Source organism: Bradyrhizobium sp. LM2.9 (assembly GCF_054056555.1).
On the sequence record NZ_JBSRYJ010000002.1, the window covers coordinates 4,424,913 to 4,451,389 of the forward strand.

At 61.0% G+C, this 26,477-nt stretch carries 25 protein-coding genes and 5 pseudogenes; 17 read left to right on the forward strand and 13 right to left on the reverse strand.

What is annotated here, in order from left to right; genetic code table 11:
* The first annotated feature begins 95 nt into the window (after nt 1–95).
* Both ACVWW3_RS23085 and ACVWW3_RS23090 read left to right on the forward strand, forming a co-directional pair.
* A complete protein-coding gene (locus tag ACVWW3_RS23085; RefSeq protein ID WP_456648544.1) occupies nt 96–1,211 on the forward strand; it encodes a DUF1236 domain-containing protein in 1,116 nt (371 codons plus the stop codon).
* A 22-nt stretch (nt 1,212–1,233) separates the two neighbouring features.
* Nucleotides 1,234–1,551, forward strand: a complete 318-nt coding sequence (locus ACVWW3_RS23090; protein WP_456648543.1) for a hypothetical protein — start codon at nt 1,234–1,236, stop codon at nt 1,549–1,551.
* An 823-nt stretch (nt 1,552–2,374) separates the two neighbouring features.
* Here the strand turns inward: ACVWW3_RS23090 and ACVWW3_RS23095 are convergent.
* The 6 genes and pseudogenes from ACVWW3_RS23095 to ACVWW3_RS23120 all read right to left on the reverse strand — a co-directional run bounded on the left by ACVWW3_RS23095 (nt 2,375) and on the right by ACVWW3_RS23120 (nt 7,964).
* A complete protein-coding gene (locus ACVWW3_RS23095) occupies nt 2,375–2,821 on the reverse strand; it encodes a hypothetical protein (protein ID WP_456672138.1) in 447 nt (148 codons plus the stop codon).
* A 184-nt stretch (nt 2,822–3,005) separates the two neighbouring features.
* Nucleotides 3,006–4,052, reverse strand: coding sequence for a helix-turn-helix domain-containing protein (locus tag ACVWW3_RS23100; protein WP_456672139.1), 1,047 nt, complete (start codon nt 4,050–4,052; stop codon nt 3,006–3,008).
* Entirely contained in the window at nt 4,042–4,434 is a 393-nt protein-coding gene (locus ACVWW3_RS23105) for a response regulator (protein ID WP_456672140.1), read from the reverse strand. The genes ACVWW3_RS23100 and ACVWW3_RS23105 overlap by 11 nt, the downstream gene beginning before the upstream one ends.
* Before the next feature lie 262 nt (nt 4,435–4,696).
* Nucleotides 4,697–5,322: pseudogene (locus ACVWW3_RS23110) on the reverse strand (response regulator transcription factor).
* Between the two features lie 296 nt (nt 5,323–5,618).
* Nucleotides 5,619–6,281: an MOSC domain-containing protein gene (locus ACVWW3_RS23115; protein ID WP_456648540.1), complete on the reverse strand. Its 663-nt coding sequence runs from the start codon at nt 6,279–6,281 to the stop codon at nt 5,619–5,621.
* Nucleotides 6,281–7,964 (reverse strand): annotated as a pseudogene (locus tag ACVWW3_RS23120) (PHP domain-containing protein). The gene ACVWW3_RS23115 and the pseudogene ACVWW3_RS23120 overlap by 1 nt, the downstream one beginning before the upstream one ends.
* A 1,128-nt stretch (nt 7,965–9,092) precedes the next feature.
* Here ACVWW3_RS23120 and ACVWW3_RS23125 point away from each other — a divergent pair.
* The 5 genes from ACVWW3_RS23125 to ACVWW3_RS23145 all read left to right on the forward strand — a co-directional run bounded on the left by ACVWW3_RS23125 (nt 9,093) and on the right by ACVWW3_RS23145 (nt 10,588).
* Nucleotides 9,093–9,221, forward strand: coding sequence for a hypothetical protein (locus tag ACVWW3_RS23125; RefSeq protein WP_456648538.1), 129 nt, complete (start codon nt 9,093–9,095; stop codon nt 9,219–9,221).
* A 330-nt stretch (nt 9,222–9,551) separates the two neighbouring features.
* Nucleotides 9,552–9,788: a DNA ligase-like domain-containing protein gene (locus ACVWW3_RS23130; protein ID WP_345946940.1), complete on the forward strand. Its 237-nt coding sequence runs from the start codon at nt 9,552–9,554 to the stop codon at nt 9,786–9,788.
* Nucleotides 9,789–9,870: 82 nt separating this feature from the next.
* Nucleotides 9,871–10,080 carry an ATP dependent DNA ligase gene (locus ACVWW3_RS23135; RefSeq protein WP_345946937.1) on the forward strand — a complete coding sequence of 70 codons (210 nt, stop codon included), beginning with the start codon at nt 9,871–9,873 and terminating at the stop codon, nt 10,078–10,080.
* A gap of 35 nt (nt 10,081–10,115) precedes the next feature.
* Nucleotides 10,116–10,421: a hypothetical protein gene (locus tag ACVWW3_RS23140; protein ID WP_456648537.1), complete on the forward strand. Its 306-nt coding sequence runs from the start codon at nt 10,116–10,118 to the stop codon at nt 10,419–10,421.
* Nucleotides 10,421–10,588, forward strand: a complete 168-nt coding sequence (locus tag ACVWW3_RS23145; protein ID WP_247446546.1) for a hypothetical protein — start codon at nt 10,421–10,423, stop codon at nt 10,586–10,588. Before ACVWW3_RS23140 ends, ACVWW3_RS23145 begins: the two co-directional genes overlap by 1 nt.
* Nucleotides 10,589–10,760: 172 nt before the next feature.
* Here ACVWW3_RS23145 and ACVWW3_RS23150 read toward each other — a convergent pair whose 3' ends face one another.
* Nucleotides 10,761–10,985, reverse strand: coding sequence for a hypothetical protein (locus ACVWW3_RS23150; RefSeq protein ID WP_456648536.1), 225 nt, complete (start codon nt 10,983–10,985; stop codon nt 10,761–10,763).
* 974 nt (nt 10,986–11,959) lie between these two features.
* Between ACVWW3_RS23150 and ACVWW3_RS23155 the strand changes: the two are divergent.
* The 7 genes and pseudogenes from ACVWW3_RS23155 to ACVWW3_RS23185 all read left to right on the forward strand — a co-directional run bounded on the left by ACVWW3_RS23155 (nt 11,960) and on the right by ACVWW3_RS23185 (nt 19,103).
* Nucleotides 11,960–13,582 (forward strand): annotated as a pseudogene (locus ACVWW3_RS23155) (alpha-amylase family protein).
* Between the two features lie 119 nt (nt 13,583–13,701).
* On the forward strand, nt 13,702–14,730 hold the full coding sequence (locus tag ACVWW3_RS23160; protein ID WP_456649761.1) for a glycosyltransferase family 4 protein: 1,029 nt from the start codon (nt 13,702–13,704) through the stop codon (nt 14,728–14,730).
* Between the two features lie 381 nt (nt 14,731–15,111).
* A complete protein-coding gene (locus ACVWW3_RS23165; protein ID WP_456648534.1) occupies nt 15,112–16,059 on the forward strand; it encodes an MFS transporter in 948 nt (315 codons plus the stop codon).
* 584 nt (nt 16,060–16,643) lie between these two features.
* Nucleotides 16,644–16,835, forward strand: a complete 192-nt coding sequence (locus ACVWW3_RS23170) for a hypothetical protein (RefSeq protein WP_456648533.1) — start codon at nt 16,644–16,646, stop codon at nt 16,833–16,835.
* A gap of 43 nt (nt 16,836–16,878) precedes the next feature.
* Entirely contained in the window at nt 16,879–17,106 is a 228-nt protein-coding gene (locus ACVWW3_RS23175; RefSeq protein WP_456672141.1) for an inorganic diphosphatase, read from the forward strand.
* On the forward strand, nt 17,096–17,395 hold the full coding sequence (locus ACVWW3_RS23180; RefSeq protein WP_456672142.1) for an inorganic diphosphatase: 300 nt from the start codon (nt 17,096–17,098) through the stop codon (nt 17,393–17,395). The genes ACVWW3_RS23175 and ACVWW3_RS23180 overlap by 11 nt, the downstream gene beginning before the upstream one ends.
* 24 nt (nt 17,396–17,419) lie before the next feature.
* Nucleotides 17,420–19,103 (forward strand): annotated as a pseudogene (locus ACVWW3_RS23185) (PHP domain-containing protein).
* Between the two features lie 430 nt (nt 19,104–19,533).
* Here ACVWW3_RS23185 and ACVWW3_RS23190 read toward each other — a convergent pair.
* On the reverse strand, nt 19,534–19,899 hold the full coding sequence (locus tag ACVWW3_RS23190) for a PRC-barrel domain-containing protein (RefSeq protein WP_456648532.1): 366 nt from the start codon (nt 19,897–19,899) through the stop codon (nt 19,534–19,536).
* Nucleotides 19,900–20,555: 656 nt separating this feature from the next.
* On the opposite strand from ACVWW3_RS23190, the gene ACVWW3_RS23195 reads away from it, so the two are divergent.
* The gene (locus ACVWW3_RS23195; protein WP_456648531.1) at nt 20,556–20,777 is read left to right on the forward strand and encodes a hypothetical protein; all 222 of its coding nucleotides are present in this window, start codon (nt 20,556–20,558) and stop codon (nt 20,775–20,777) included.
* A gap of 20 nt (nt 20,778–20,797) precedes the next feature.
* Here the strand turns inward: ACVWW3_RS23195 and ACVWW3_RS23200 are convergent, their stop codons facing one another.
* The 3 genes and pseudogenes from ACVWW3_RS23200 to ACVWW3_RS23210 all read right to left on the reverse strand — a co-directional run.
* Entirely contained in the window at nt 20,798–21,031 is a 234-nt protein-coding gene (locus tag ACVWW3_RS23200) for a hypothetical protein (protein WP_456648530.1), read from the reverse strand.
* Nucleotides 21,031–21,255 carry a hypothetical protein gene (locus ACVWW3_RS23205; RefSeq protein WP_456648529.1) on the reverse strand — a complete coding sequence of 75 codons (225 nt, stop codon included), beginning with the start codon at nt 21,253–21,255 and terminating at the stop codon, nt 21,031–21,033. Before ACVWW3_RS23205 ends, ACVWW3_RS23200 begins: the two co-directional genes overlap by 1 nt.
* Nucleotides 21,256–21,368: 113 nt before the next feature.
* Nucleotides 21,369–21,667: pseudogene (locus ACVWW3_RS23210) on the reverse strand (DNA polymerase/3'-5' exonuclease PolX); the annotation flags it as partial.
* Nucleotides 21,668–22,798: 1,131 nt separating this feature from the next.
* On the opposite strand from ACVWW3_RS23210, the gene ACVWW3_RS23215 reads away from it, so the two are divergent.
* A complete protein-coding gene (locus ACVWW3_RS23215) occupies nt 22,799–23,005 on the forward strand; it encodes a hypothetical protein (RefSeq protein ID WP_456648528.1) in 207 nt (68 codons plus the stop codon).
* A gap of 447 nt (nt 23,006–23,452) precedes the next feature.
* On the opposite strand, the gene ACVWW3_RS23220 is transcribed toward ACVWW3_RS23215, so the two are convergent.
* Nucleotides 23,453–23,641: a helix-turn-helix domain-containing protein gene (locus tag ACVWW3_RS23220; RefSeq protein ID WP_456648527.1), complete on the reverse strand. Its 189-nt coding sequence runs from the start codon at nt 23,639–23,641 to the stop codon at nt 23,453–23,455.
* Between the two features lie 760 nt (nt 23,642–24,401).
* Nucleotides 24,402–25,109 carry a LabA-like NYN domain-containing protein gene (locus ACVWW3_RS23225; RefSeq protein ID WP_456672143.1) on the reverse strand — a complete coding sequence of 236 codons (708 nt, stop codon included), beginning with the start codon at nt 25,107–25,109 and terminating at the stop codon, nt 24,402–24,404.
* Between the two features lie 706 nt (nt 25,110–25,815).
* Here ACVWW3_RS23225 and ACVWW3_RS23230 point away from each other — a divergent pair.
* Nucleotides 25,816–26,010, forward strand: coding sequence for a hypothetical protein (locus tag ACVWW3_RS23230; RefSeq protein ID WP_456648524.1), 195 nt, complete (start codon nt 25,816–25,818; stop codon nt 26,008–26,010).
* The last annotated feature ends 467 nt before the right edge of the window (nt 26,011–26,477 follow it).

The window sequence follows — 26,477 nt, forward strand, 5'->3', positions numbered from 1 at the left end:
GCGGAAGAAATTCAGTCGAGATTGCCAAATTTTCCCGAAGCGGAACCTCGGTCCGCGTTTTGTGTTGATCGACGTCCGCATTTGAGAGGTTTCAGATGAACAAGCGTTTATTCTTGGCTACCACCGCTGCAGTCGCGATCGCGACTTCGGCTCTCGCCCAATCTTCGCCGAGCTCGTCGAGCTCCAGTCCGACTACTACCCAGCGACAGCAGGATTCGTCGTCGCCATCGTCCTCGACGTCGACCCGTTCATCTAGCTCGTCGTCGGGATCCGCGCAGACCAATCCTTCGCCTCCTTCGACGAACTCAGCCCAGACCCAGTCTCCGCCGTCGACGGGGCAGAATGCTGCAGGCCAGCCGTCCAATTCCGGCACGGGCACCGCGCAGGCGCCGTCTTCGAACAATTCGACCAACCAGGCCCAGACCAACCAGCCGGCCAACCAGTCCACGGCGCCTTCGAACCAGGCGCAGACCAATTCACCTTCGAACACGAACAACCAGACGCAGAGCGCCAATCCGCCGGCATCGAGCACCAACCAGGCTCAGTCGCCGTCGGGTAGCGGTTCGACCAACACGGCCCAGCAGCCCAGCAGCCAGCAGAACACGGCCGATCGTTCGTCGAACACCAACGTGAACGCGTCGGTGAACATCAACGACCAGCAGCGGACCCGCATCAGTACGTCGATTTCGCACCTGAACGTGCAGCCGCTCACCAACGTGAACTTCTCGCTGTCGGTGGGCACAGTCGTGCCGCGCGACGTCCGCCTGCAGCCACTGCCGGCCGAGGTGGTCGAGATCGTGCCGCAGTACCGCGGTTACAACTTCGTGCTGGTGAAGGACGAGATCGTGATCGTCGAGCCGTCTACCTACAAAATCGTGACGGTTCTGCCGTACTCCGGGCGCTCGACGGCAGCCGCGCCGGCGCGTACGGAGCAGCGCAAGGCGACGTTCACTGACCAAGATCGAGAAGTCGTTCGCAAGCACGCCAAGGCCCGCCCTCTCGAGCGCGAGAAGCGGGTGACCAACGGCAGCACTGTCCGCACCGAGATCCGGACCGGGGAGCGCGTGCCCGAGGGCGTGGAGATCGAGGCCTTCCCCGAGGAGGTCTATCGCGAAGCCCCGACGCTGCGTCAATACCACTACATCAACCGCGAAAGCCGCACCTACATCGTCGAACCGGGCGATCGTCGCATCATCGAAGAGATCGACTAGTTCACATCGAGGAGAAACGACCATGAAGACAATCGCACTTGGCGCCGTGGCCGCGGCGCTGCTGGGATCGGCGGCGGTCGCCGCCCCGCTCAATCCGACCGCCGCCGGCTCGACGGAAGCCTCCGCCATCGACCAGGTCCGCTTGGTCTGCACCGAATATGGACGTTGCTATCGGACCCGTGGCCCCCGCTACGTTCAGCGCTATTACGGCGGCGACGATGACGAGTACGCCGTGCGCCGCAGCTACGGGTACTACGGAGGGCCCAGTTACTACGACCGCGGCTATAGCTACTACGGCGGCCCGAGCATCGGGTTCAGCTTCGGGACCCGTAGCTGGTGACCTAGGAAAAGGCCGCTCTCAGAGAGGCCCTTTCCGCGTTGCGGCGACGAGCATAAAACGCCCTAATTAAACGCCCTCTACTTTCGTAGGGCACAAAAAAACCCCCCGCCGGCGACGGCGGGGTTTTCCATTTGATGCTCTCTGTGCCGGCCGGTCCTTGGGTGAAGCTCCAGATGCTCGCTTGGCGACCCGTCGCGCCGCCCTTCTGAGGCGGAGCCTGGCCTCGTAGTCGCCTAAGTCAACGCCCAGATAGAACGGAGAACTGTTGCGCAGCCGCACCATCTCGCGGTCACGGCTGATGAGTTTCGATGCGAGCTCGCCGAGCGGTAGCGCAAGGAGGTCCTCCGACTCGCGTACGAAGGGCCAGCTGCGAACTGCTTGGCCTGGCGGGCATGAGCGGCCTTCGCCCTCTCCACCAACGAAGGGGCGCGACGAAGCTCCGCGCTATCAGCCGATGTGCCACCAGCTTCGCGGTGTCGCCTACCACTCCCTCGTTCAAGCCGTCGCTCACCATCTGGTCTGACCTTTAATGCCCGCATCCAGTGGGCATTGTCTGAGCTTGTTCAGGAATATAACAGCCGGGTGATGTCGCGGGAGAGCGCCGAGAGGTCCCGAGGCGACGGCTACTCCATCGGCTTGTAGGTCCCGTCCAGCCATCGAACAGCTCCTCTACGACCCTGGATATCTTGGTCTTATCGTGGGTCGCCTTGATGGCGTCGCGAGCGCCTCGAGGGGATGCTCGAATGCTGTGGTGAACGCCGACTTGGCCGACACGGATGATCTTGCTGTTCTGAAGGCAGCACGGCCATTCGATCAGTAATTGCTACACAATCAAATCGTGAGCCGCATGGAGATTGGCGTGCCCTGAGTGATCGTGGTGCGCATCTGAAATATCAATCCCGTCAGCATCCTGGACCGGCTCCGGCCCCTCGCGTGCAACAGCATGCTGACCATCTCCATAGGTTTTTCCATTTCCGTGGCTCAGTTGCTGTAGGTCATACATGTCTGAAAACGTATTGTCGGTGCCATTTTTAAAATGAAAGGAATCGCCAAGTTCGGTGCCAACCGCTGATTTGGCCTGATCTGCGCTGCCGGAAGAAGGCCCGCTCTTTCCTGCAGTCGCAATCTTCAACGCCGAATGTGCGTCGTTGGCAGAATTTACGGACGCCGTTGGTATATCCCGCTGCGGCTTGGCAGTATCTAAATCACCTACCTGTGGATGCTGTGCGTGTTGCTTGACGGCCCCGGAGCCATCTTCGAAAGCCTGCAAATCGCCGTGCGCCTGTCCGCGATTCGAATCTTCTCCCGCGGTCTCATGCTGGGCGTGCCCCTTGGCGGCTCCGGAGCTGTTGTCGGACTCGTGTAGGGTCTTCTGCGATTGACCGTGATTTAAACCGTCTCCCGCGGCCTCATGCTTGGCGTGCTCTTTGGCGGCTCCGGAGCTGTTGTCGGACTCATGTAGGGTCTTCTGCGATTGACCGTGATTTAGACCGTCTCCCTGGGGCCTCGCGCTTAGCGGCCTCGGAGCTGTTGTCGTAAGCGCGCAAGTCCGATTGCGATCGATCCTGATTGGACCCGTTATCCCGGCCTGTCTGCGTTGGGTCACGCTGCGAGGCTTCGTTCGTGGCCGCCGCAACAACGTCAACGGTCCCGGAACCTCGGGGAATAGTGATTTCTCGGTCGCTGCCGCCACCCTCCGCATGGGCATTGCCGACATAAAGCTCGCTGCCGCCTGTGGCGATTGTATCGCCTTGAGCGAACTCGAATGCGAACGCCCCATCGTACACGGCCGTGCCGCCGAAATTTGCGAACCTGGGAAGTGCGGATGCCAGTCCGCTGGCGTCGCTTGCGGTAGATGAAGTGACGATTTCATCGCCGAAATTGAACGCGTGCACGGCGTGGTTGGCACCATCGAGCTCGTAGATCAAGGCGGCGAAAGCTGCAGCCATGAAGATGCTGTAGCTGCTCGAACCCGGCCTCGGCGCGTTGAATGTTTCCTGCGCAAATAGGCTCGCGGCAATCTCGGCCAAGGGATCGACGATTTTGCCGGTCGGCGATGACGTCCCAGTTGCGGCGCCGGCGCGGTCCTTGGTCGCGCCTCTGGCCGGGGTCCCGCCTGATACTGCTTCCTTGCGACTGATTTTGATGGTGACCACCTCCGCGCACCCGTTTTCGGCCATGACCGTGCAGCCTTCGGTTGCGGCGTGACCGGGCGAATCGTCCAATGCTGCCAAGATCGCAGCTGCCAGGATACTCATCGCGCCATAACGGCGCGACAGTGCCAGCGCGGCGAGCTCCATCCGGCTTTTGATTCCGAGCTTCTGTCGCGCGTGGTCGATGTGAATCCTGACGATCTCCAGAGAGACACCGAGCACCCGAGCAATTTCACTGTCCGACAAACCTTCGGCGATGAGATCCATGATCGTCTGCTCGTTGACGGTCAGAACCGCCAGAACGTTATTGCCGAACGAGGCGATCCCATTAGCTTCGTTACCGACCACTAGCCAGGTCGGACCCGGGTTTTTCCAGCCTCAGGGACTGCACCAGCGCTTCTGGTTTGGCGTTCATCGAAATCGCGCCGCAAGCACCGGTCGCCAGTGCCCTGGCAAGATCGCCGCAAGCGACAGTAGCAGTAAAGAACACCAGCCGGGAGGAAAGGCCTTCGTCGTCCACGACGGCGAGGATGTCGGAGGCGGTTACATCTGTGAACCCGTCCTCCAGTAACACCACATCGGGCGTCAAGCTGCGAATAGCCGCAAGGCAACTAGCTCCATCAAGACAGCACGCAACCACTTCGAAATCGGGCTGCGCTTCGAGCAGCGATACAAAACCCTGCAGAACAATGGGATGTCGATCTGCTATCACAAGTCGAACGCGACGCATGGGCTTCCTTCGCTCGGCCTTGCAACACAAAATGAGAAGCGGCGATTTAACTCCGCTCGGCCGATTGCGTTCCTAATGTGATAATGGAGTTCGTGCGGATGCTTCTGACGATGAGTTCAAACAGTCCGTGCGGATAGCTCCATATGGCTCACCCTGGCCGTCCAGAGGTCGTACCGCTCGATGGCATTTGATGAGCAGAACTCTCTCCGATGTCGCTATTGCGCGAAAACGGCCGAAAAACAGGATCCCAGTCGACGACTCTTCACCGGTACAAATCGATCTCGACTGCAATCCGGACGAGGTCGGAGTGATTTTTAGCGCCGAGTTTGGACTTCAGCATGGAAGTCGTGTTGGCAACAGTTTTGTAGGAGATGCCGAGTTCGGACGCGACTTCTGAGATGCGGTCGCCGCGACCCAAAAGCCTCAGGATCTCGAGTTCGCGTCGGTTCATCTGCGTCAAAGGACTGGCCTTGATCACCGCGCCCACGAAGGTCGTCGCTTCAGCCAGACGCGGTGAGACGAAGCGCTCCCCGGCGGCAACCTTCCGGATGGCCTTGGCCAGGAGACGGGGATCATCGCTCTTTGAGACATATCCCTGAATGCCCATCTCCACAGCGCGCGCACCACGAACGCTGGATCTTCACTCACGCTGAACATGACTATTTTGGCGGCGGGATCATCCCTGCGGATTCGCCGGGACAATTCGAAGCCGGTAAGGTCGGGAAGCGTCACGTCAACCACGGTGACGTCGGGATGCTTCTGCAAGTACGCACGGTGGCCGTCCTTTGCATCGGAAGCTTCCAGGATCTCTACGGAAGGGTCCGAAGCGAACAAGGCCCGGCAGCCCGTTACGACAACGGGATGGTCGTCGACGATCAGTATCCGCATGTCGTTCTGGCCCGCATTACACGTCCTCACTTCCTCCAGTTGTGCAAACGTCGCGAGCGCTGGAAAGCTTCTGTGTCCGCGCGTGACGTCGGGCGATCCAACCATTGGAGCACGAGGTGCAGCAGGCGGCCGGGATGAGGTAGGCGGCGGCCAGAATGGCCGCGACCGCCGTCGCCTAGCGTACCCAGATTGGAAAGTCGGACTTGATCGTCAGGAGGCGGTGTAGAAAGGCCTTTCATTCTAGAGAACGTACCCTCGGGGCTCGATGCACCGACGAGGATTCTCGCTCTCGCTTACTAGAGTTCTTCCGCGGTCGGTCTCGAGCTGCCTTCGCCGCACGGCGTGCTCCGCCGGCCGGTCATCGAGGACACGTTCATCAAGCGTTGTGCACGGCTCCTACAAAGCCGGCAAGGCCCCGAAGGAGGACGACGGGAGCCGAACCCGCGGGTATCGCCAGCCGCGACCGTCCCGCCGACCCGCACCACGCCCAGCACCCCGGATTTGAACGGAGGGCCCTTTTCCGCCGACGAGAGCATCTGTCGTTTAAGCCCGGCCCGGAAGCGGTCAATGAGGATGCAAGGCGTCCGGAGGCCGGTCAGCTCTATGACCGTCGAGGGCCCGAGCTCGATAAGGGTCCCGAGCGGCATCCGCTCGAGATCCAGGCCGGTTGTGGTGAAGTTCTCGCCCAGGTCGCCCGCTGCGACCTTGAAGCCCGCTTCGAGAAGGGAGGCGAAGAGCTCGGACGGGATCAGGTGGACCTGTCGGAGATTGGCTAGGCGAGGCCGGCGACGGGCGAGATACCGGTGTCGGACGAACGCGCCGGCATGGGCGTCTCCCTCGACGCCGTAGCCTTCCACCAGGACTATGCGTTCATGGGTCGGTTTGCTGAAGTGGTGCCTGCGATCGGCGGCGGCCGCCGCCACCGCTCCCTCGAGCGAGAGATCGGGCGCCTGCGGCATCAGGCCGCTCGGGCGAGCGAGCGCCGCTTCTGGCGGAAGTAGCGCGTGATCTCGGGAAGTGTCATCGCGTTCAAGACGCGGTCGGCGGGGACGCCCCCCTTGCGGGCCATCTGGACGCCCCAGTGCATGTGGTCGAGTTCGGGAATCGAGTGAGCGTCCGGGTTGATGCTCAGCATGCAGTCGAAGTCGAGGGCCGCCTGGTGCCAGCGCCAGTCGAGATCGAGCCGCCATGGGTGGGCGTTGATCTCGACGGCGACTTCATGCTTCGCGCATGCCCGCAGTACCTTCTCGACGTCGATTTCGTACCCCGGACGCCGCTGCAGCTGCCGCCCGGTCATGTGGCCGATGATCGTGGTGTGAGGATCCGAGATGGCCCGAAGCAAGCGCTGCGTCTGCGCCTTGCGGTCCAGTCTGAAGCGCCCGTGGATGCTCGCGACCACGAAATCGAAACGCTCCAGCACCTCGTCCGGATAGTCGAGCGATCCGTCGGCCAGAATATCGGATTCGATACCTTTGAGGATCCGGAAATCCTTGCCGAAGCGCTTGTTCAGGCGGTCGGCTTCCCGGTGCTGCTGCGCGATCTCCTCCACCGAGAGACCGCCAGCGTAGTGGGTGGACTTGGAATGATCGGCGACGCCGAAATATTCGAAGCCACGCTGGCGGGTGGCCTTGGCCATCGTCTCCAGGGTCTCGGTGCCGTCGGACGCGTCGGTGTGGGAGTGTAGGATTCCGCGCAGGTCCTTGTCGGTGACGAGCTTCGGCAACTTGCCTTTCAGCGCCAGCTCGACCTCGCTCCGCCCCTCCCGGAGTTCGGGATCGATGAAGGGCAAGCCGAGGGCGCGGTAGATCTCGGACTCGTCGCCGGCGACCAGCGTGCGGCCCTTGTGCAACCCGTCCGCCTCCAACCGCATTCCTTTTTCGGCGGCCAGCGCTTGGAGCTGCTCGATGTGAGCGGCCGAGCCGGTGGCGAAGAGAAGCGTAGCGCCGAAGTGCTTTCGATCGGACAGCCGGATCTGCAATCCGTCAGCAGCTGACGCCTTCGACCTTTTGTCCATCTTGGGTGCTTCCGCGACGATCGCGAGGTCGCCGACGAGTTCGCAGCCGCGGCGGAACTCGCCTGCGATCGTGACGCGCTTCAGCTCGGGTTGAGACTTGCGGATCGAGTCCTTCGCGTGAGCGAGCAGAGCCGCCGCACGGTGCAGGTGGAGGCGGTCTTCTCCGCTCTTCGCGATGGCGAGGTTCTGCAGGATCTTGGTTTTCAACGCGGCCCCGAGGGCCTTTGGCCTTCTTGATGCGGTCGTCCTTGGCGGCGGCCTCCAGCTCCGTTAGCGAGGCGATGCCGAGATCCCGGTACAGACGCAGCACTTTCTCGGGGCGGAGGCCAGGCCCGGCGAGCATTTCGAGCACACCCTCGGGAATCCCTTTGCGCAGTTTTTCGAGGCTCGGGTGAGTGCCGGTCTTGTGGAGCTTGGTAATGATGTCCCCGATCGCCTCTCCGACGCCGGGGATTTCCGTAAGCCGGTCCTCGGCGACGAGCACATCGAGAGGGATCGCAAGAGCCGCCAGGTTATCCGCGGCCCGTGAATAGGCTTTTGCCCGGTAGGGATTGCCGCCGCGCAAGGCTGTTCGCTTTGCGTATTCTCGCAGGAGGCTCGCTACGGTGCGGGTGTCGAGGGAAGCCACTTAGCGAACCTCCCGCCCGGCGCGCGGCCAGCTCGACTGAGCAAAGTGACTTTGAGAGGGTGGGCCATCTCCAGGCCGCCGATCGAGGGATCTCTCGAGCTTCTGCGCAGCGCGGAAGTCCTCAAGGTGCTGCGTGTTCGGGCCGTAAGCCGCCTCCTTCTTGAGGAGATTATAGATCCGCCCGGCCAGCAGCTGCAGATGTTTCATCCTGCCGTGCGGCATCGACCGGGCCGTGCAAAGAGCTCGGATAGCGTAGGCCCGGAAGTAGTCAAAAGCGTCTGACATGATGTAGATAACGCCTGGCCTCCCCTATAGTTCGGTTGCTGGCCTCGGCCCTGCTGGGAGAGCGCCCCCAACATCCTCGCACATTCCCTTGAGAACGGATGCGTCGGCTCGACCCAATGCCTAGGAACGAAACGCAGCAGCGTGGCTTCTTCGCTAAAGGAGTCGCGCAATGAAACGCTCCAGCATTGCACTTGTCTTAGCTCTCGTCATCCCTTGCGCAGCATTTGCCCAAGGTGGGGGCGGAGGCGGTGGAGGCAACGGCGGTGGTGCCGGCGGATCTGCCGGTGGAAGCGCTGGCGGTGCGTCGTCCTCTGCAGGTGCAGGGGGTTCGACTGCAGCATCTCCGTCCGCTGCAGGAGCCGCAGGCGCTGCGACCTCGGGCGGGGCGGCAAGCCCGTCGGCTACTGCCCCGAATGCAAATACCAATCCAACCACGGGCACCACCAATGCGATAACCGGTATCGCCAACGGCACTTCCAACCCTCAATCCGGGCGCAATCAGGGAGCGGTCGAAGGAAACAGCACGAATGCCGCAAGCCCCGGCACCAATGCTGCCGGAACCGCAGCTTCATCGGGAACGCCTGCCGCTAATACCCAGGGAGCCGCCGCGGGCGGCATCGGTCGGCCGACGACCGCTGATCAACACGATAGTGACGCCAAGATCGATCAGGAGAACAGCAAAGTCGACCAGACCGTGAAAAAGATATGCAAAAATTGCTAAAGCATCGACGACAGAGGTGATGGGCCACAGAACCTTCGAGGTCCGGCGCGGCGACGCCAGGAACAGCGCACAGCAGTGGAGCGTTTTGCCCCGCTCTGCCGCCAGGATAGGACAAGGATAGAATGACCGAGGAGTTTGATCCCGCCCCGCCGGACAAGCACGCGCAGAATCCCAAGCAGCAAATCAGGAGTGACAAGGCTAAGGATGACCAGTTGGAAAAAGGGACTGAAGGACAGCTTCCCGGCGTCTGACCCCGTCAGCAGCACTCAGGCATCCGAGACGACGCCGGACTGACGCCGGGCCAGAACTCGGTAATGGAAGGTCGACCGCCCGCCGGCCAACCTGGCGGTGGGTTTTTTTGTGAGTGGCGAAGCGTACCAAGGCATCGGCCCCGGAGCCGGGAGCCCCTCAGATGCCGGGCTTCATCAGCCCCCAATTGGCGACCCTGAAGATGAAGGCGCCTTCGGGGCGCGCAGTGGATTCACGAAATCAAATACGATGGCTACCGCATCCAGCTCCGCCTCTACTTCGCGTTCGATCTGCTGTGGCTCGACGGTAAAGACTTACGCGGAGAGCCGCAGATCGAGCGGAAGAAGCTGCTCAAGGAGCTGATCGAGGAGCACGAGCTCAATGAGCCTGTCTTCTATAGCGAGCACCACGAAGGAGACGGTCAGGCGCTTTTCGCCGCCGCCGGCAAGTTGAACTACGAGGGCATCGTTTCCAAGCGTGTGGACGCCCCATACCGGTCGGAGTGGGTTGAGGCCTGGCAAAAGATCAAGGTCGTTCAGAAGGGCAAATTCCCGTGGTCGGCTTCATGAAGGACCCGTCGGGCGTGGCCGCCCTCTATTTGGGTAAGAAGGAAGGGAAGGACTTGGTCTACATGGGCAAGGTCGGCACGGGATGGAGCCGGACCACGTCTGCGCAGATCGCAAGGCGCTCGACACCGTAGTGAGCCCAAAGCAGAAGCTGACGAAAACCATCAGGAAGCCCAAGGACACCTGGGTCGAACCCAAGTTCTACGCAGACATCGAGTACCGCGACATCACCTCCGAAAACCTTCTGCGGGCGAGTTCGTTCAAGGGCCTGAGCAAAGGAACCCGCCGTTCATAGGGGCGTTTGCCTTCCGAGTATCTGGAGTACCGGCGATGAAACCGGACAAGCGAGTGCTGAAGGCGGAGCAAGAGGCTCAGGACATACTGGCCCGTCATGTCGAGCCCGGCCGCAGAGATTGCGACCAAACCAACAACCAACTGCTGGACGTGCTCGACGACGAAGCCGTCGTGCAGGCGGTCGAGGATTCAAACATGGAAAAGCCCAGCGCAGAACAACTCGCCGAACTCAAAAGGCTCTCCGCGATAGCGCGGGTGTCGGATGAATCGGAGATCGTCACCTCGAATGAGGAGGCCGAGATCCGAATCCGCGACCTGAAGGACAAGGCAAGGATGGAATGATGCCTGACGAGCCGATGAATGGCGTGGAGCCCGAGCGCTCCGAAGATGACATCCAGCGCGACGAGCTCGGTCCCCGCGGCGTGCCTGGAAAGGAAAGCCCGGCGAAGATGACGCCTCAGCGGGAGAAGAAGACGCCGAAGGACGTCGACCCCGGACATACTGCATGAATCCGATGGATACGTTCAATCCCGATATGCCCTGTCGGGTCCACGACAAAGTCAATGACCACATCTTTGAATGGAATCCACAAATGGGCATCGATATTTCGCGAGTACGGGGCGATCTGGCATGAAGGCGTCGTGGCTTGGGACGGCCTGTTGCTCGACGGATGGACCCCCATCATGCATGAGCACCCAAGCGGCCACTGATCGGCGTTAACTTCGATGATAGCTCGCTACTGAAGGAGACCTTCGACCGCGTCCGCGCCGAGGCCGACAGGCTGATCACCGTCATCGCCGAGACGCTCCGCAGCAAATTTCCCGTCGACGTTCCGGCCGATCTCAACAGCCAGCTCAAGGCATTGAGCTTCGACGTATTGGACGCGATGTTCAAACGCAGCATCAACGCGAACTCCGTGGACGAGATTTGGACGGTCCCTTCGCCCGCGGCGGCTCCAGGCCATACCTCCGGGTCAATTCTAGCCCCTTCCCATGACGGCTAGACCGACCCATCCAACTCACCGATGCCGCCTTTGCGATGCTGCGGGAAACCCATTGCGAACGTCACCGAAATCGGCTTGCGGATAGGCGCCACCGACATCGTCCCCGCCGCCGAGCTGGTCGAGGCGGAATATGCCGCCGTCCACGATACCGAGGTCCGGATCCAGCTCCACGCCACGCCGGTGGGGTCGCGATCTCAAGCATCCCCGCTACTGGACTTCCCACGTCCAGCATGTCGTCCCTGGTCGACACGATAGAGATGGCGATCCGCCACGACGCAAGAATCGGGCGTGGATTCGACCACACGCTGCTGGACCGCGTCGTCGCCGACTGTGATCAAGGGCGCCATGAAACTCGAGGACATCTACGCAGTGCGGTGTTGGAGCAACCGCTGCGCTTAATCGAGGTGTATGACCTCGCCCCAGGAGGGACTTCGTCCTTGAGCCGAAGCGAGCGAAACCGACAACGAATACGCCGCCTGGGTCGCAGCCCCAGACCGTCACCGTCAATTCTAGTTGGCTCGGGGCGCGGCGATAGTTCGATCCGGGGAGCCGCCTGCTGGCGTGGCCTCAGCTACCGGGGCTCCTCCAAGAACGCCCAAGACGGTTTGTCGAGTGAATTCCGCCGAATTGCCATTATTTCCCGTCCACAGCATTTGGAATCGAGCCTTGGACCAATCACCGAAACGCAAGGCCACCCTTTGGCCAAGGCACAAATGCGGGCGATGCGGGACACGGTCGCAAAGCAACTTCTAAGACTTCCCGGCGTTGAAGAAGCCGTCGGGCCTTGGCCCTACTGCATGGGCTGGATCTTAGCGGGATCGGACGCGGCAGCCACCAGCAATGAGTAGTGCGTCGTCACCCGTTCGGATCTTAGAGAATGCTCGATCTTTGGTACAAAAATGCCGTGATTTATAGCCTCAACGTCGCCACCTACAAGGATGGCAACGGAGACGGCATCGGCGATTTCAAGGGCCTGGCCGGGCAGCTCGATCATATTGCGCAGCTTGGCGTAAACTGTCTGTGGTTACTCCCTTTCTATCCGAGCCCCGGGCTGGACCACGGCTATGATGTGACCGACTACTACAACGTCGCTCCAGCACTCGGCACCCTGGGCGACTTCGTCGAATTCAGTCACCAGGCGAGGCTTCGGGGATTGAGGCTGATTGTCGATCTCCCCATCAACCATACTTCAGAACGACACCCCTGGTTTCAGCAGGCCCGCGCCGATCCGTCATCGCCGTTTCGCGAATACTACGTTTGGTCTGACACCGAGCCAGAAAACAGCACGGATGGCGTTGTTTTTCCCGGCTTTCAGTTGAGCGTGTGGACCTACGATCTCTGTGCGCAGGCATGGTATTATCACCGATTTTACCAGCATCAGCCTGATCTAAACATTGGCTGCGCTGCGGTCCGCGAAGAGATCTTCAAGATTTGTGGCTTCTGGCTTGAACTTGGCGTGTCCGGATTCCGCATCGATGCCGCCCCGTTCGTGGTTGAGGAAATACGTCCGGATCGTCCGACGACGCGCCGATACGAATATTTTGGGGAGCTTCGCGATTTCCTATCCTGGCGCAAAGGTGACGCCGTCTTGTTGGCGGAGGCCAATGTTCTTCCTGCAGAGCTTGAGCACTATTTCGGCGATGGATCGCGCATCCATCTTTTGTTCGCGTTCCTGTTGAACCAGCACCTATTTCTTGCACTTGCGCGCGAAAGCGCGGAACCGTTGCAGCGCTGTCTGACCGCGCTGCCTGGATTGCCGCAATTCGCACAATGGGCCCAGTTCCTGCGCAACCATGATGAGTTGGACCTCGGACGTTTGACGTCCGAAGAGCGCGAAGAAGTCTACGCTGCGTTCGCGTCCACTCCCAAAATGCAACTCTACGGACGCGGAATTCGTCGCCGACTCGCAGGCATGCTGGGAAATGATCGCCGCCGCATTGAGCTTGCATTCAGCCTGCTCTTTAGCCTTCCTCTGGCACTCCGGTCATCTACTACGGGGACGAGTTGGGGATGGGTGACGATCTCGCGCTTCCCGAGCGATGGCCCGTGCGCACGTGCATGCAATGGAGCGACGAGGAGAACGGCGGATTCTCCTCGCTACCCAAGCATCGGTTGCTGCATCACATGATCCGCGACGGCGAATACGGTCCAGCCAAGGTAAATGCCATCGCCCAGCAGCGTGATCCGGATTCGCTATTCAACTGGATGCGTCGGCTGGTCGAGATGCGCCAGTCTTGTGCAGAAATCGGCTGGGGCGAGTGGACCCTTCCCCAAAGTGATTGCCCCTCCGTCCTGATCCAGCATTTTGTCTGGGAGGGCCGGGCGGTGCTCATACTGCACAATCTATCGCAGGTGGAATGCAGTACACTCGTCAACGATCTTCCAAAGGGACGGAAGCTGACCGATGTATTTGGCAACCGAATTTATTCATCGAAGCCGACCACGGATGCTGCAGTTGAACTTGATGGCTACGCGCTATCGCTGGTTTCGGGTTGATTAGGTTTGTGCAGTCGACGAACAAAATGGCCCATCGCCTCAATGGCGCGCCTATGTCTCGCCGCGGTTCGCCCAGCCGCAACGAAGAAGGGACGGAGGCTTCAGCTTCTTTGGAAGATCTCAATGAGGATAGCCCAGATTGCCCCTTTGGCTGAGAGCGTTCCGCCGAAACTCTATGGCGGCACGGAAAGAGTCGTCGCGTGGCTCGCCGATGCACTGGTCGAGCTTGGGCACGAGGTCACGCTCTTTGCGAGCGGAGACTCGAAGACACACGCTGCGCTTCATCCGGTTTGGCCACGTGCGCTTCGCCTTGGGCGACCGCGGACAGACCCAAATGCAGCTATGGCTGTTCTGTTGGAGGCAATATCCCGTCGCGCTCATGAATTCGAGGTGATTCACGCCCACATCGACTGGCTACATCTGCCATTGCTCAGCCGGTTGGGTGTCCCCTTCGTAACGACGATGCATGGTCGGCTGGATCTGCCAGGGTTGCCGGCACTGCTCGACGCATTTCCGGGTGCGTGTCTTGTCTCAATTTCCGATGATCAACGCGTTCCGCTGGCGAACGCGAACTGGTGCGGGACGGTATATCACGGCTTACCCATCGGGCAGTTCCGCGCTTCGTTTATCTCCGGATCGTACTTGGCCTTTCTTGGGCGGCTGAGCGCCGACAAGGGGCCCGAAGACGCAATTCGTATTGCGCGCGCAGCAGGAATCCCGCTGCGCATCGCCGCGAAAATCCCGCGGGCCGAGACAGGCTATTTCAAAGAGCGCATCGAGCCTCACATCGACGGCAAGCAAGTCCAGATCGTCGGGGAAGTGAATGATGAGACGAAACAGCCGTTCCTCGCGGATGCAGCGGCGTTGCTATTCCCGATCAGATGGCCCGAACCCTTCGGATTGGTGATGATCGAAGCCATGGCCTGCGGAACGCCGGTCATTGCCTATCGGTCTGGGTCAGTGCCGGAGGTCATTGATGAAGGCGTGACCGGTTTCATCGTCGAAAATGAAGTCCAAGCCGTTGAAGCAGTGGCAAGGCTCGCAAGACTAGATCGGCGGCGTGTCCGCGCAAAATTCGAAGAGCGTTTCATTGCGCGACGGATGGCACAGGATTACGTTCGACATTACGAACAGATGTTGGGCGCACAGTAGCGTCTTCCCCGCGAAGTCCGCCGATCTGCTGCAACCGGCGCTTGGATCGCGTCCTCCTACTTGGCCGAGTCATAGCCCGGATTACGCCGCCTCCGCTGCTGTTTTCGGCTGACTTCTTCGCCGCCGACTCTCTCGCCGGCTTCTTGCCCGCGGTCGGCACGAAAAGAGTGGGTGGGTCCAAATTGGACCGCGCTCGCCCCCTTGAAACCGAAGAGGGGTTTCTCCGTTGCTATATGCCGCGAGGACGCGGCACCGGTGCTCAATGAGGCCGGCTAGCGGAGCGTCGGACAGGTGTCCAGTGCTGCAACGCGTTAATGGACCGATCGGAACGTTCGCCGACTTCTTGGGATCATTGCGTCTTGTGCTAGCAACTGTGCCGCCGTGGCGGCCGGCACGGCCGCTGCATTGTTGTCGTCCGATAGCTTCTCGCAACTGCTTTCGCTGGCCTTGGTTCAAGCTGCAGCGCTTGCTCCCACGACGTCAATCGCGGATGCGTTGGCAGTCAATACAGCAAAGCCTCAGATAGGGACGAGACCCTTTGAATACGGCTGGATACGCGGTTCAGCCTCGAAGGCTTTCGTATTGGGTACGTTGTCCGTCGGACAACTGATCCGCCGCACTGATCTCACGCCGATCGTCTGGCTGAATGCATTCCTGCTTGTGGTGGCGGCTGGCGTAACCGCATTGGTGCCCAAGATCACTACTCGATCTGCGCCATGCGCCGGCGCATCCCCTATCTTCGTCCGGGTGCTTGGACTTCTTGCCATGCCGCAATTTCGGATTCTGATCTTGGGTTCAGCCTTGGTCTATGGGAGTCACGCGATGCAGGACGCATTTGCGGTGATCCGGTGGAGCAGGGTTGGATTAGCGCCATCGGCCATAAGTCTGTTATGGTCAGAGGCGGTAGCCGCGGAAGTCATCGTATTTTTTCTAATCGGTCCCGGATTACTCAGGCGGATGGGCGTGCGTGGTGCGGCTGCCCTAGCAGCCGCGGCTGGCATCATACGTTGGTCTATTTCGGGCGTGACGACCTCCGTTCTGATCCTCTCGGTTCCGCAGCCACTACACGGATTGACTTTCGCGCTGCTCCACCTTGTTTGCATGCGCATCATGGGGAGTCTTATTCCAGTCGGACTAGCCGCAACCGCCCCAGCTGTCTATGCCTTCGGTTCGGGTCTGGTAACTGCCGCACTGACGCTGTTATCAGGAATGCTCAATGCCAGGTATGGAGCGGCAGCATTCTTTCCGATGGCAATTTTGTGCGGCGTCGCAGTGCCGTTTGCCTGGTCCGGCTTCACCAATTTACCGACTCGCTTTGTGGCTGCATAGCAGGCGCACTTCTGCAAGGGTACTGAGGCCGGAGCGAGCCGCAGCGGCGTTCCGAAATGAGCGATGACTCGCCCGAACATTGATTGCACTTCTTCTTCGTTGCTGACGTCGGCCCGGTCCGTGATCGCCCGCCGATCGGCAGCTTCGACAGCGTGAGCCACTTCCTCTGCCGCCGTCGGGGCGAAGACGTAGTTGATGGCGACGTCCGAGTCGATGCGGCGAGCGCAAGGGCGACGGCCTTGCCGATGCCCAAATTGGCCCCAGTCACCGATGCAGGCTGTCCCTCGGAGACAATGGGAAGCGGTATGCCGGCCGCCGCCGAGCACCGGGCGCTGCGGGTGCTACCGGATCCTTGCTCCCAGCATGTCTCTTCTCCTTCCGGCGCGCTTGGCGGCCACTCCGCTTGCAACTCAGTGGTGTTCGGACGGCTCTTGTCGGAAGGTCGAAGCGGTCCGCGAAGGGATCATTAGCCAAGACTACAAATTCGCTGCGTTCCACGCCGCAATGGACCGGCCGGCCGCTGGCGGAACCCCATTCGTCGCCTGCCGTTAATCCTCAAGCAATTTACCTGAAGAGGATCCGACATGGCGACGAACAAGCCCACCGGCGACAACGCCCGCAAAGGCGCCGTGCGCAAGCGCACCCAGCTTCGCTCCAAGGCGATGGGCGAGAGCACCTGGACGAAGCGCAACAAGAAGACCGGGAAGTTCATGGACCAGAAGATGGCGCCGGCGAGAAAATTCAAGGGCGTTCGCCGCGAGAAGAAAACGGGCTGATGGTCCCGGCGTCGGCAGCAATACCAGAAGCGGAAGCGGACTTATGACGAACCTCCTGAAGATTCCGACTTGGGCCGACGAGCAGTTTATCTACGCCGTTATCGAGACCCCGCGCGGTAGCACCTGCAAACTCGACTTTGATCCGAAGCTGCGCGTGTTCACGCTCGCGAAGCCTTTGATGGCCGGCCTTACCTATCCGTACGACTGGGGCTTCATTCCCATCGACGGAGGCGGAAGACGGCGACCCTCTCGACGTCCTGGTGATCCATGATGCGCAGACCTATCCTGGCGTGGTTCTTCGATGCAGGCCTGTGGGTATCCTTGAGGTCGAGCAGCAGTCCAAAGGCAAGAAGGAGCGAAATGACCGCCTGTTTGCGGTACCTGATCGATCCCCTCTCGAAACGGATCTGCAGGACATCCGTCACCTTCCAGCTCGCGCGTGCGAGGAGCTGGAGAAGTTCTTCCGCGCCACGAACGTGCTCGATGACAAGAAGCTCGAATTCCTGGGTTGGCGCGGTCCGGCCCGCGCAGTGAAGATGATCAAGCGGCTCTCTCGGTAGGTATCGACCGACGGAAAAGAAGAAATGTCGAAGGTCGATACGCCAACAGTCGCCACGTTGCTTCGCGAATACGCGCAGCGGACCGCATTACGTGGAGGCAATCCCTACCGGGCAAAAGCCTATTCGCGCGCCGCCGATAGCTTGGCAGCGCTCGCCCTTCCGCTGCATGTGCTCATCGCCGAAAACCGGCTTACGGAAATCCCGGGCGTCGGCGATGCCATAGCTGACATCGTCACCAAGCTTCACAAGACGGGCACTCACCCGAGCCTCGAAAAACTACGGAAAGAGATTCCCGAGGCAGTGCTCGAGATGCTCGCCGTGCCCTGCCTCCGCCCGGAGAAGGTGCTGCGTCTCTACCAGGATCTCGGTGTCACCTCGCTCGCCGAGCTGGAGGCCGCCGCCAAGGACGACCGCATCAAGAAGGCCAAGGGACTCGGCGCCGCGCTGCAGACCAAGATCCTGCAGAACCTGGCCATCGCGAAAAGCGGAGAGCGTCGCCTTCACCTGGACCGTGCCGCCGCCCTGCTCGCGCACGCCAAGGACTCGCTTCGGAAGGCCGGCCCGAGCTCAAGCGCGTGACGATCGCAGGCGACTTCCGCCGCGGCTGCGAACTCGTCGGCGACCTCACGATCGTTGCGGAAGCGCCCAAGGTCGCTAAAACATCGAAGACGTCCGTATCGGACGGATTGCAGATCCGCTTGTCCGACCGCAAGCGCTTCGGTGCCACCCTTCTCTTCGCCACGGGCTCTGCCGCCCACGTTGAGCAGCTCCAGGCATTGGTCGCCGAGAAAGGAATGCGGTTGGAGATGGCCGGCTTGCACAAGGGCCGCGCCCTGATCGCGGGCGACGAGGCCGAGATCTATCGCGCACTCGGCCTGCCTCTCATCGATCCCGAACTCCGGGAGGGGCGCGGTGAGCTGGAGCTGGCTCTGAAGGGCAAGTTGCCGAAGCTCGTCAACGACCAGGACCTGCGCGGAATCCTTCACTGCCACACGGATGCTTCCGACGGCACCGAGACCTTGGAGACCATGGCCAAGGCTACGCGCCAGCGCGGTTTCGAGTATTTCGGCGTCGCCGATCATTCGAAGTCCGCGCACTACGCTGGCGGCCTATCGGTCGAGGAGATCGCCGACCAGCACCGGGAAGCGGACCGGCTGAACTAAGCGCTTCGGCAAGGATTTCCGGATTCTAGAAGGCATCGAATCCGACATACTGGCCGACGGGTCCTTAGACTATCCGGATGACGTGCTGGATCGCTTCGACTTCGTGGTTGCGAGCATCCATGGCCGCTTCAAACTCGACCGCAAGGCGCAGACGCAGCGGCTGCTTCGTGCCATCTCCGATCCTCACACCAAATCATCGGCCACATGACCGGGCGGCAGCTCCAGCGGCGGCCAGGCTACGAAATCGATGTCGAGAAGGTGCTTCGCGCGTGCGCCAAGCATGACGTCGTCGTCGAGATCAATGCCCACCCATGGCGGCTCGATCTCGATTGGCGCTGGCACCGGGCGGCGCTCGACTTCGGCTGCATGATGAGCATCAATCCGGACGCACATTCGATTCCCGAACTCGACCAGATGCACTGGGGCGTCGAGATGGCCCGCAAGGGCGGAGTTCCCGCCGACCGGGTTCTGAACGCGATGACGCTTCCGGAGATCACGCGCGCTACCTCCGCCAGAAGCGGCGCTCGCTCGCCCGCGCTGCCTGATGCCGCAGGCGCACGATCTCTCGCTCGGGGGAACGGTGGTGGCGGTCGCCGCCGATCGCGGGCACCACTTCAGTAAACCGATCTTGGACCGCTTAGTGCTGGTGGAAGGCCACGGCGTCGAAGGCGACGCCCACGCCGGCGCGTTCGTCTGGCACCGCTATCTCGCGAGGCTATCAAGCAGGCAATTCGGGATTCTGAATGGAAACCGAAAATTCAGAGCTGGGCGCCGCAAGGTTCATGGGCGCACTTCGATCGGTCACGATACGCTGCGCTCGATCGAAGGCATTCAAGGCACCTCATGCGAGGTAGATGTGCTTGGGCGAGATGTTCGCCACAGTCACCATGGGTCGTCACCTTCCTGGCCGAGGTCGACCTCCGTCGCCGGGCCGAGCGGGCGCCGCGCGACCGGCGATCGCCTCCGCCCTGCAGCTCACGGAGCCGGAATGCCCGCGTAGTAATCGTCTACCGAGCGGGCGACCGATGGGTCTGACCAATTCCAGCTACTCTCGTTGCTGTACTTTGGCGCCCCTCTCAGCTGACTGTCGCTGATCCCCGTCACGTAACCACCGAGGTTGGTGTCGTATTTCAGCGATTGCCACGGAAGGGGGTAATGGTCGTCTCCGATCCCCAGGAAGCCGCCAAAGCCTAGCACCGCGTAGGCGACTTTGCCGCTGATCTTATCGATCATCACCCGTTCGATCGAACCGATGCGCTGACTGTCGGCACCATAGATGGCCGTCCCTTCGACCTTGTCGCTGCCGATCAGATTTCCTGTTTCCCGTTCTTCATAGGCCATGCGAGGTCTCCTCTCATGAGTGGGATCAACCTGGGGCAGTCTCGCTCGTTCCTCTCTGAAGATGTGGAGGAGCGTGTCCAATGGTGGGGCCACAGGGCACCCGCTCTGCCACCAGGACACCCGCTCTGTCACGCTCCCGCCGAAGAACGGAATGAGCAGAGTGTAACAAAGCAGCGCGTCGCGCATTGGTCGATTGGCCGAGCCGAACAAGATGATGCCATGCCTAGGAGCAAGGATTTTCTGTTGGAGCAGATCGCCCCCGCGCAACGCTTCGCGGCGGCCATAGCGTACAGACCTGTCACGGTTACCCGAGACATACGTCTGCCATGAGGTCTTCAGAGGGGAGTTTGAAGGGCTGGCTGGCATTCACTACTCTATTGCTGCTCACCAGCTGGTTCACGCGCTGCGCCTGACATCGTTCCGGCAGCGCAGACTTGCTCGACGGTCGAGGCAGCCAGACTGACCCGTTTTCGCGAAGGCACCGAACGAACGGAACGATAGCGCGATGACATCTTTGACTCGTTGGACCACCGCCCGCCGTTTGAGTACGGCGCCTGTAGCGGATAGCCAAAGACTCAAAGGCCCGCTGTTGAAAAACGTGCGCTCGCGCGGATAGCCAAAGGCGGCGGCCCCGTTCCGAGCGGTGAAAGATCAGCTTGAAAAAGCCGGCAAAAACGCGCGAAGAACTCGAAGCGGCGATCAGGCTTGAGATGGAAGACATCTGCGCGTTGCCGACCGACATTGCCATTTCGGTCGTGCCCTATCAGGACACCTGGAAGGTCGCGATCATGACGGACGGACAGCAAGATGCGAGGCTCTCCGAGATGATCGAAACGATCGCGGACCGGCTGCGCACCGAGTATGACTTGAAAAGCTGACCAATGGCATCATAGCGCGCTCAGGTCGGGCACGTCGCGAACTTCCGGATCACCTTCGCGTCGCCGAAGTCGCCGCTCGACGGGTCTCCCGTCCGGCTGAACGCGACGGCGCCGACGTAACCGGGCTTACGCGACAAAGCCTCCGCCTTCATCACGGTGGCATTCGGATTGAAGCACTCGACGGCTTCGCCGGCTGCGATGCCGTCGTCGGAAGGAACGAACGGAAATGCCACGTAGTAGGAAACCTCGGACATCAGTCGGTCTCCTTACGATCGCGCTGCGCGCCGTGGCGCCCGCGCGAATATCCCTTTGATATCGCCGCCCGCAGTTCGTCGGCTTGGGCCTCGAGGAAGTCGACAGTGACGAGCAGCGCTTTCACCGCCTCCCGGGCGTCCCTTCCGCAGGCTTCGATGGCCTGGTCGGCGACGAACTCGAGATCGGCCTCAAGACGCCTGGACCGTTCGGATGCAGCGGGCATAGTCTGTGTTTCCTGTTTGTTCAAGAAGAGTCAAGCCGGCGAACGCGTCGCAAAGCATGCTGCCGCCTTCGGAATTCCATTGCGCGCCGCAGGCCGGGTCCGGCGACCCTTGCGGGCACGGCGAGCATCTCGAGCACACCCTCGGGAATCTCCTTCCGGAGTTTCTCTAGGCTCGGATGAGTGCCACTCTTGTGAAGCTTGGTGATGATGTCAGCGATCGCCTCGCCGACGCCGGGGATTTCGGTAAGTCGATCTTCAGCGATGAGTTCATCGAGAGGAACGGCCAGGGCCGTCACGCTGTCGGCGGCGCGCGCGTAGGCTTTTGCCCGGTAGGGTTGCCGCCACGCAAGGCGGTGCGCTGTGCGTATTCTCGCAGGAGACTTGCTACAGTGCGGGCGTCGAGGGAGGCCACTTAACGAGCCTCCCGTCCCGTGCTCTGCCGCCTTGGTGGATCAAAGCAGCTTTGGACGGTCGGGCCTTCAACGGTTCGATGATCGAGAGAGGCCTCGAGTTTCTGCGCCGCCCGGAAGTCCTCAAGGTGCCGCGTGTTCGGGCTATAAGCGGCCTCTTTCTTGAGGAGATTGTAAATCCTACCGGCCACGAGCCGCAGATGCTTCATCCTGCCCTGCGGCATCGATCGGGCTTTGCAAAGAGCCCGCATAGCCGGAAGCCGCTCACCGACACTAAAGGTGAAGGCGCCTTCGCGAGCGCAGTGGATTCACGAAATCAAATACGATGGCTACTGCATCCAGCTTTGCATCGACGGAGATGTCGGCGCGCAAATGCGCGGACAGTCCGCTGCGGCGCCCGACGTAATATCGGACTGGGAGGTGAGGGCGATTGCGACGTTCTTCCGGAGGTCCTAGGCTCCCTGTGCATTAGGAATTCCGGCAGCTTCCGCGTGAGGAACGACACCGGCGCGGTTCTCGTTGGTGGTTTAGGCTCCGCGAAAATGCCCGGCCGGCGTGGCTCCGCCCCAACCCCCAAAAGCCCCAAAAAGGCGGGGCCACGCTCCTTCCTCGCCGGCATTCCGCAGAATTTTTCGTCCTTCGTAACTTGCGTGAATCCCAGATTGAGTGGGTTCAGGCAGAATGGCGCCGTGGCTGGGAAACCTCCAATGTTCGATGGTCAGACCACCGCGCTCTTGCGCGCCTTCTTCGATGAGGTGTGCGAAGCCGTATCTCGGTACGGGACCTCGGCACGCACGCACGTTGCCTCCATGATCCTTAGGCCGCCAGCAACGGCGAGACCTCGGTAGACCGGCTGAAGCAGGTAGGCCGGAGGGCCCTCGGCGACGCGCCGAATCCTGCGGAATTGAACTGCTTCCAGGCTAGGCGAGATTCGGCATCCGCCCGCAAGCAGAGGAGCGCCCAACGCCGAACTAGGGCGCATACTTTTTGCCGCGCTGAACTCAGGTTGCGGATGAGGTCCGCTCCGCTCTGATATCGGGCGCAGTACGGCACTTCACCGGACGTCGGAGTTGGGACACGAGCAGAAGTCGAGGGCTGCCAACTAAGGCCGGCTTTATCATGGGATATTGCGCGTGGCTGGGATCCAGATGATCCTGCTCGCCATGGAAAACGATGAACGCCGCGCCCGCGACGAAGCCAAGGAAGCTTTGCAGAAGATACGACTGGAGGCGGAACTGCTTAGGTCCGCCATCGCTGAAACGCGGGAGCGGATCGAGGAAAGCGGCCAACTTCTTGTGCGGGCCTCGCCTGTCAAATGCCCCTTGGCGGAAGCACGCTGACGAAGCGTTAATTCATCTGGCCGCGGAGCTTCCGCTGTAGCTGGAGTTGATCGTTCGGCATATTCCTCAGCTACTACGCGAGCTTCAGCGGTACGTCGAATTTCCTCGGCGCTCCGCGCGAGATCGTCGTAGCTCTTAGCAGCGGTGCGAAGAGCATCCCGCGTTCGGCATATGCGCAATTGTTTGTTTTGGCGCGCAATTCCTCCGCGCGGTCCCGCCGGTATTTCGGAGAGTGCATTCTCTCGATCCCCATGACCAATCCCCTTGATTGGATCGTTCATTTTCGTCGATGGACGTTCAGGCCAGCTTGTTCCGGGACGCACGCGAAAATAGCACAGAGCAAACTAGGCTACTGCTGAAATTAAGCTACGCCACCGCGCTCGGAAACAGGCCAGTAGCCAATATGCAAACCGATCGTTCGCCTTATGCTGTGAGCACGGGTGAACGCTACGCAGTCGCTTGTTCGGCACGTCGCAAGTGAAGGTAGCCCGGAGCGAAGTCTCCGACTGCTTTGAGCCGCTCCCAATCTAGAACCGTCAAGTTCCCGCTCCCGAGCTTGATTAGGCCTAGCCGACGCAGTTCCTGGAGCACTCGGTTGACGTGAACGGTCGAGATCCCATGGCATCCCCAAATCATCCTGCGTCATTGGTATTTGGCAGGAGTGATCCTTTGCCAGACCCATCGTCCGCATGCGAACCACGTCCTCGCCCATGAGATGGGCCGCCCGGCTTAGCGCATCGCGTTGCCCGATGTTGGTCATCCACTCTCGGAATACCGACGCGTAAACCAGCGTTTCGCGCCAAAGCGCAGCCGCAACCCGAGTGTTGCGCTCGCATAGATGACGCAGGGCGGCGTGCTGAATGAAGCCGACCCGGGAAGCTGAAATGGTGCCAATGCTGATGTCCAGCGTCTCCAGATGAAGGCTCTGTAGGTCGGGCATGCGAGGATCTGCCTCTTCGCCTCACCGGTCAACTTAAACGCACAAGCCACGCCTTCCAGAATGACGAAAGACCGGGTCGGACGGTCTCCCCCGCGCAAGATTTCCCGGTGCGCGCACGAACCTCTCTCTCGTCGAGAGGGAGCACCAGTATCGCTGCTCGTTCTTCATCCGGGAGAGAAAGAACAGTTTGAGGCTTGCGGATTATCGGATTGTTGGTGCTGGAATTGAATGAAGAGACCAAGCGCCCCTCCTGTATTTAGGCGGGAGCGCGCGGATCTCTCAGCCGTCAGCGCGCCGATGAAGGATCCTGCGATATTCCAAACATAGCACAATCTTGGAGCTAAGACGATTCTCTTCATGAGGAAGGCTAATCTGGACGAAACCGGGCGGTCTGCACCAGAGGTCCCGGTCGCGCGGTCGATCTCTCCCACGGGAGCGCCTGGCCTTCGGCGGAGTTCATGATCGACGTCGCAAACTCATGACCGAATGCCGGCAAGCCGAACTCGCGCCCCGAGCGGTTGCGCTCGATGAGCTACGGAATGAGTTCGTCCGGCTCTGGACGCGGAGCCGCCGTGGTGGCGCGCCGCAGCGGCGGCCCACGAACATCGCCGCGCTCCCCCGAGGTAGTGGGCGCGCAGACAGGTCCCGGCCGATCTCGAGTCGCAGCTCCACCAGGTCGGTGAAGACGTCCGCCTGCCGCCGGAGCTCGTCCGCAACCATTGGCGGCTGGGTCGCCATGGTCGAGACCACGGTCACCCGCACGCCTCGGCGCTGCACCGCCTCCACCAGCGAACGGAAATCGCCATCGCCCGAAAACAGAACCATTTCGTCGACCTCGCCGGCCAGCTCCATGGCATGCACCGCTAGTTCGACGTCCATATTGCCTTTGACCTTGCGCCGTCCGGACGAGTCAACGAATTCCTTCGTCGGTTTGGTCACGACGGTGTAGCCGTTGTAGTCAAGCCAATCGAGCAACGGCCGGATCGAGGAGAATTCCTGATCCTCGATGACGGCCGAGTAGTAGAAGGCGCGCAGCAGGATACCTCGGCGCTGGAATTCCTTCAGAAGGCGCTTGTAGTCGATGTCGAAGCCAAGGCTTCGGGACGTCGCGTGAAGATTGGCGCCGTCGATGAACAGAGCAATCTTATTGGGCGAAGATGGCATGTTGGCAGCCCGCATAATCCCAGCGGAAGCACCACTCCCGCATGCGAATGGTTGGTCAAAGATGGAGTTTGGGTACGGGGCGGCCTTGGCCCGCCGCTCACTCGCATTCTGCGTTGCGGCAAGAACGTGAGCTCCGACGGAGAGAGGCTATATCCAAGAATTCGAGCTTTCAAACCCTTTTTCATGAACACTTGAACCTGCAGCCTGCTGCAAAGACAATGCAGTAAGTGGGACACCGGGAATGCCGTACGAATTGCAGCTTTTCGAAATCCACCTCAGGCCGCGCCGCCGGGCATGCAGATGGTGTCTCTGCACGAGCGATGGGCACCCGATCATGCAGGGCTCGGAATCCACCCGGGCGGCTGCTAGGTACCATGCCACTCGGGCGCTCTTTCTGATGCTGCTGGCTTCGGCGAGTCGCTCGGCATGCCACCGAGATCCAGCGGGGAGCCGCTCGCGCCGAAGCGCTTCATCAACCGGATGAGGTGACGTCGGGCGGGCTTCACTGCGCTTAGAGCGGCGCCGCTCCTCCGGTATTCACTCGGCCAAACGCGGCCCTGCGCGAGCCACTCCCGCCTAGCGCCCGACCGCGCAGCACCAGATCTCAGCTGCGCCTCGCTGCACCTCTCAACAACAGGACGGACTCCTCGGCGGCCAGAGCGTGCTCCTCAAGTATGCATTCCCTCACGACAGGCCGGGGCATGTCATGGTCACGCTCGCGACGCGCGGCGGACTGGATCTATCGGTCTGCGACAATGGGGTGGGGCTGTCGAAGGATACGGATCCTGGCGGACTGGGCGCACGAATCGTCCAGCTTATGGCCCAGCAGCTCGAGGGCGAGATCGTGTACGAGCGGCTCAATCCGGGACTGCGCGTTCGCGTGAAGGCGCGTCCTCGTTAGTTCCGGCGCTTCCGCGAAGCGTCTTCGGACGCGCGCAGTCGTTCGAGCAGTGACTTCAGTGAGGGCGGAAGTTCCCTCTCCACCTCGAGTGTCTGCCGCAGGCGTTCGCCGATCTCGGCGGCGATCGTGCGGCTGTGCGGGTTGTTTGGCCGGACCGGATTCCTCATTGATGCCAGCTATCCTCCACGTGGTTGCCAACATTCAGGTCAGGGAAGCGTTCGGCGCGAATGTTCACTTTTGGACATTTCTCGGAACGAATGGCTGGGCTTGTACTTTCACTTTGGGCCGGCGGCGCTGTTCTGCTTGGTGGAGACGTGGTGGGACGCGAGTATTTAACCGGCAGGCTGCGACCCTGCTCAAGTTCGCGAAGAGGGTCGCTGATCCGGGGGTCGCGGCTGGTCTGGTCGAGAAGACTGCCGATCTGAAGGATCGAGCCAAGCGATCTCAAGATAATGCCGGTGATCAGA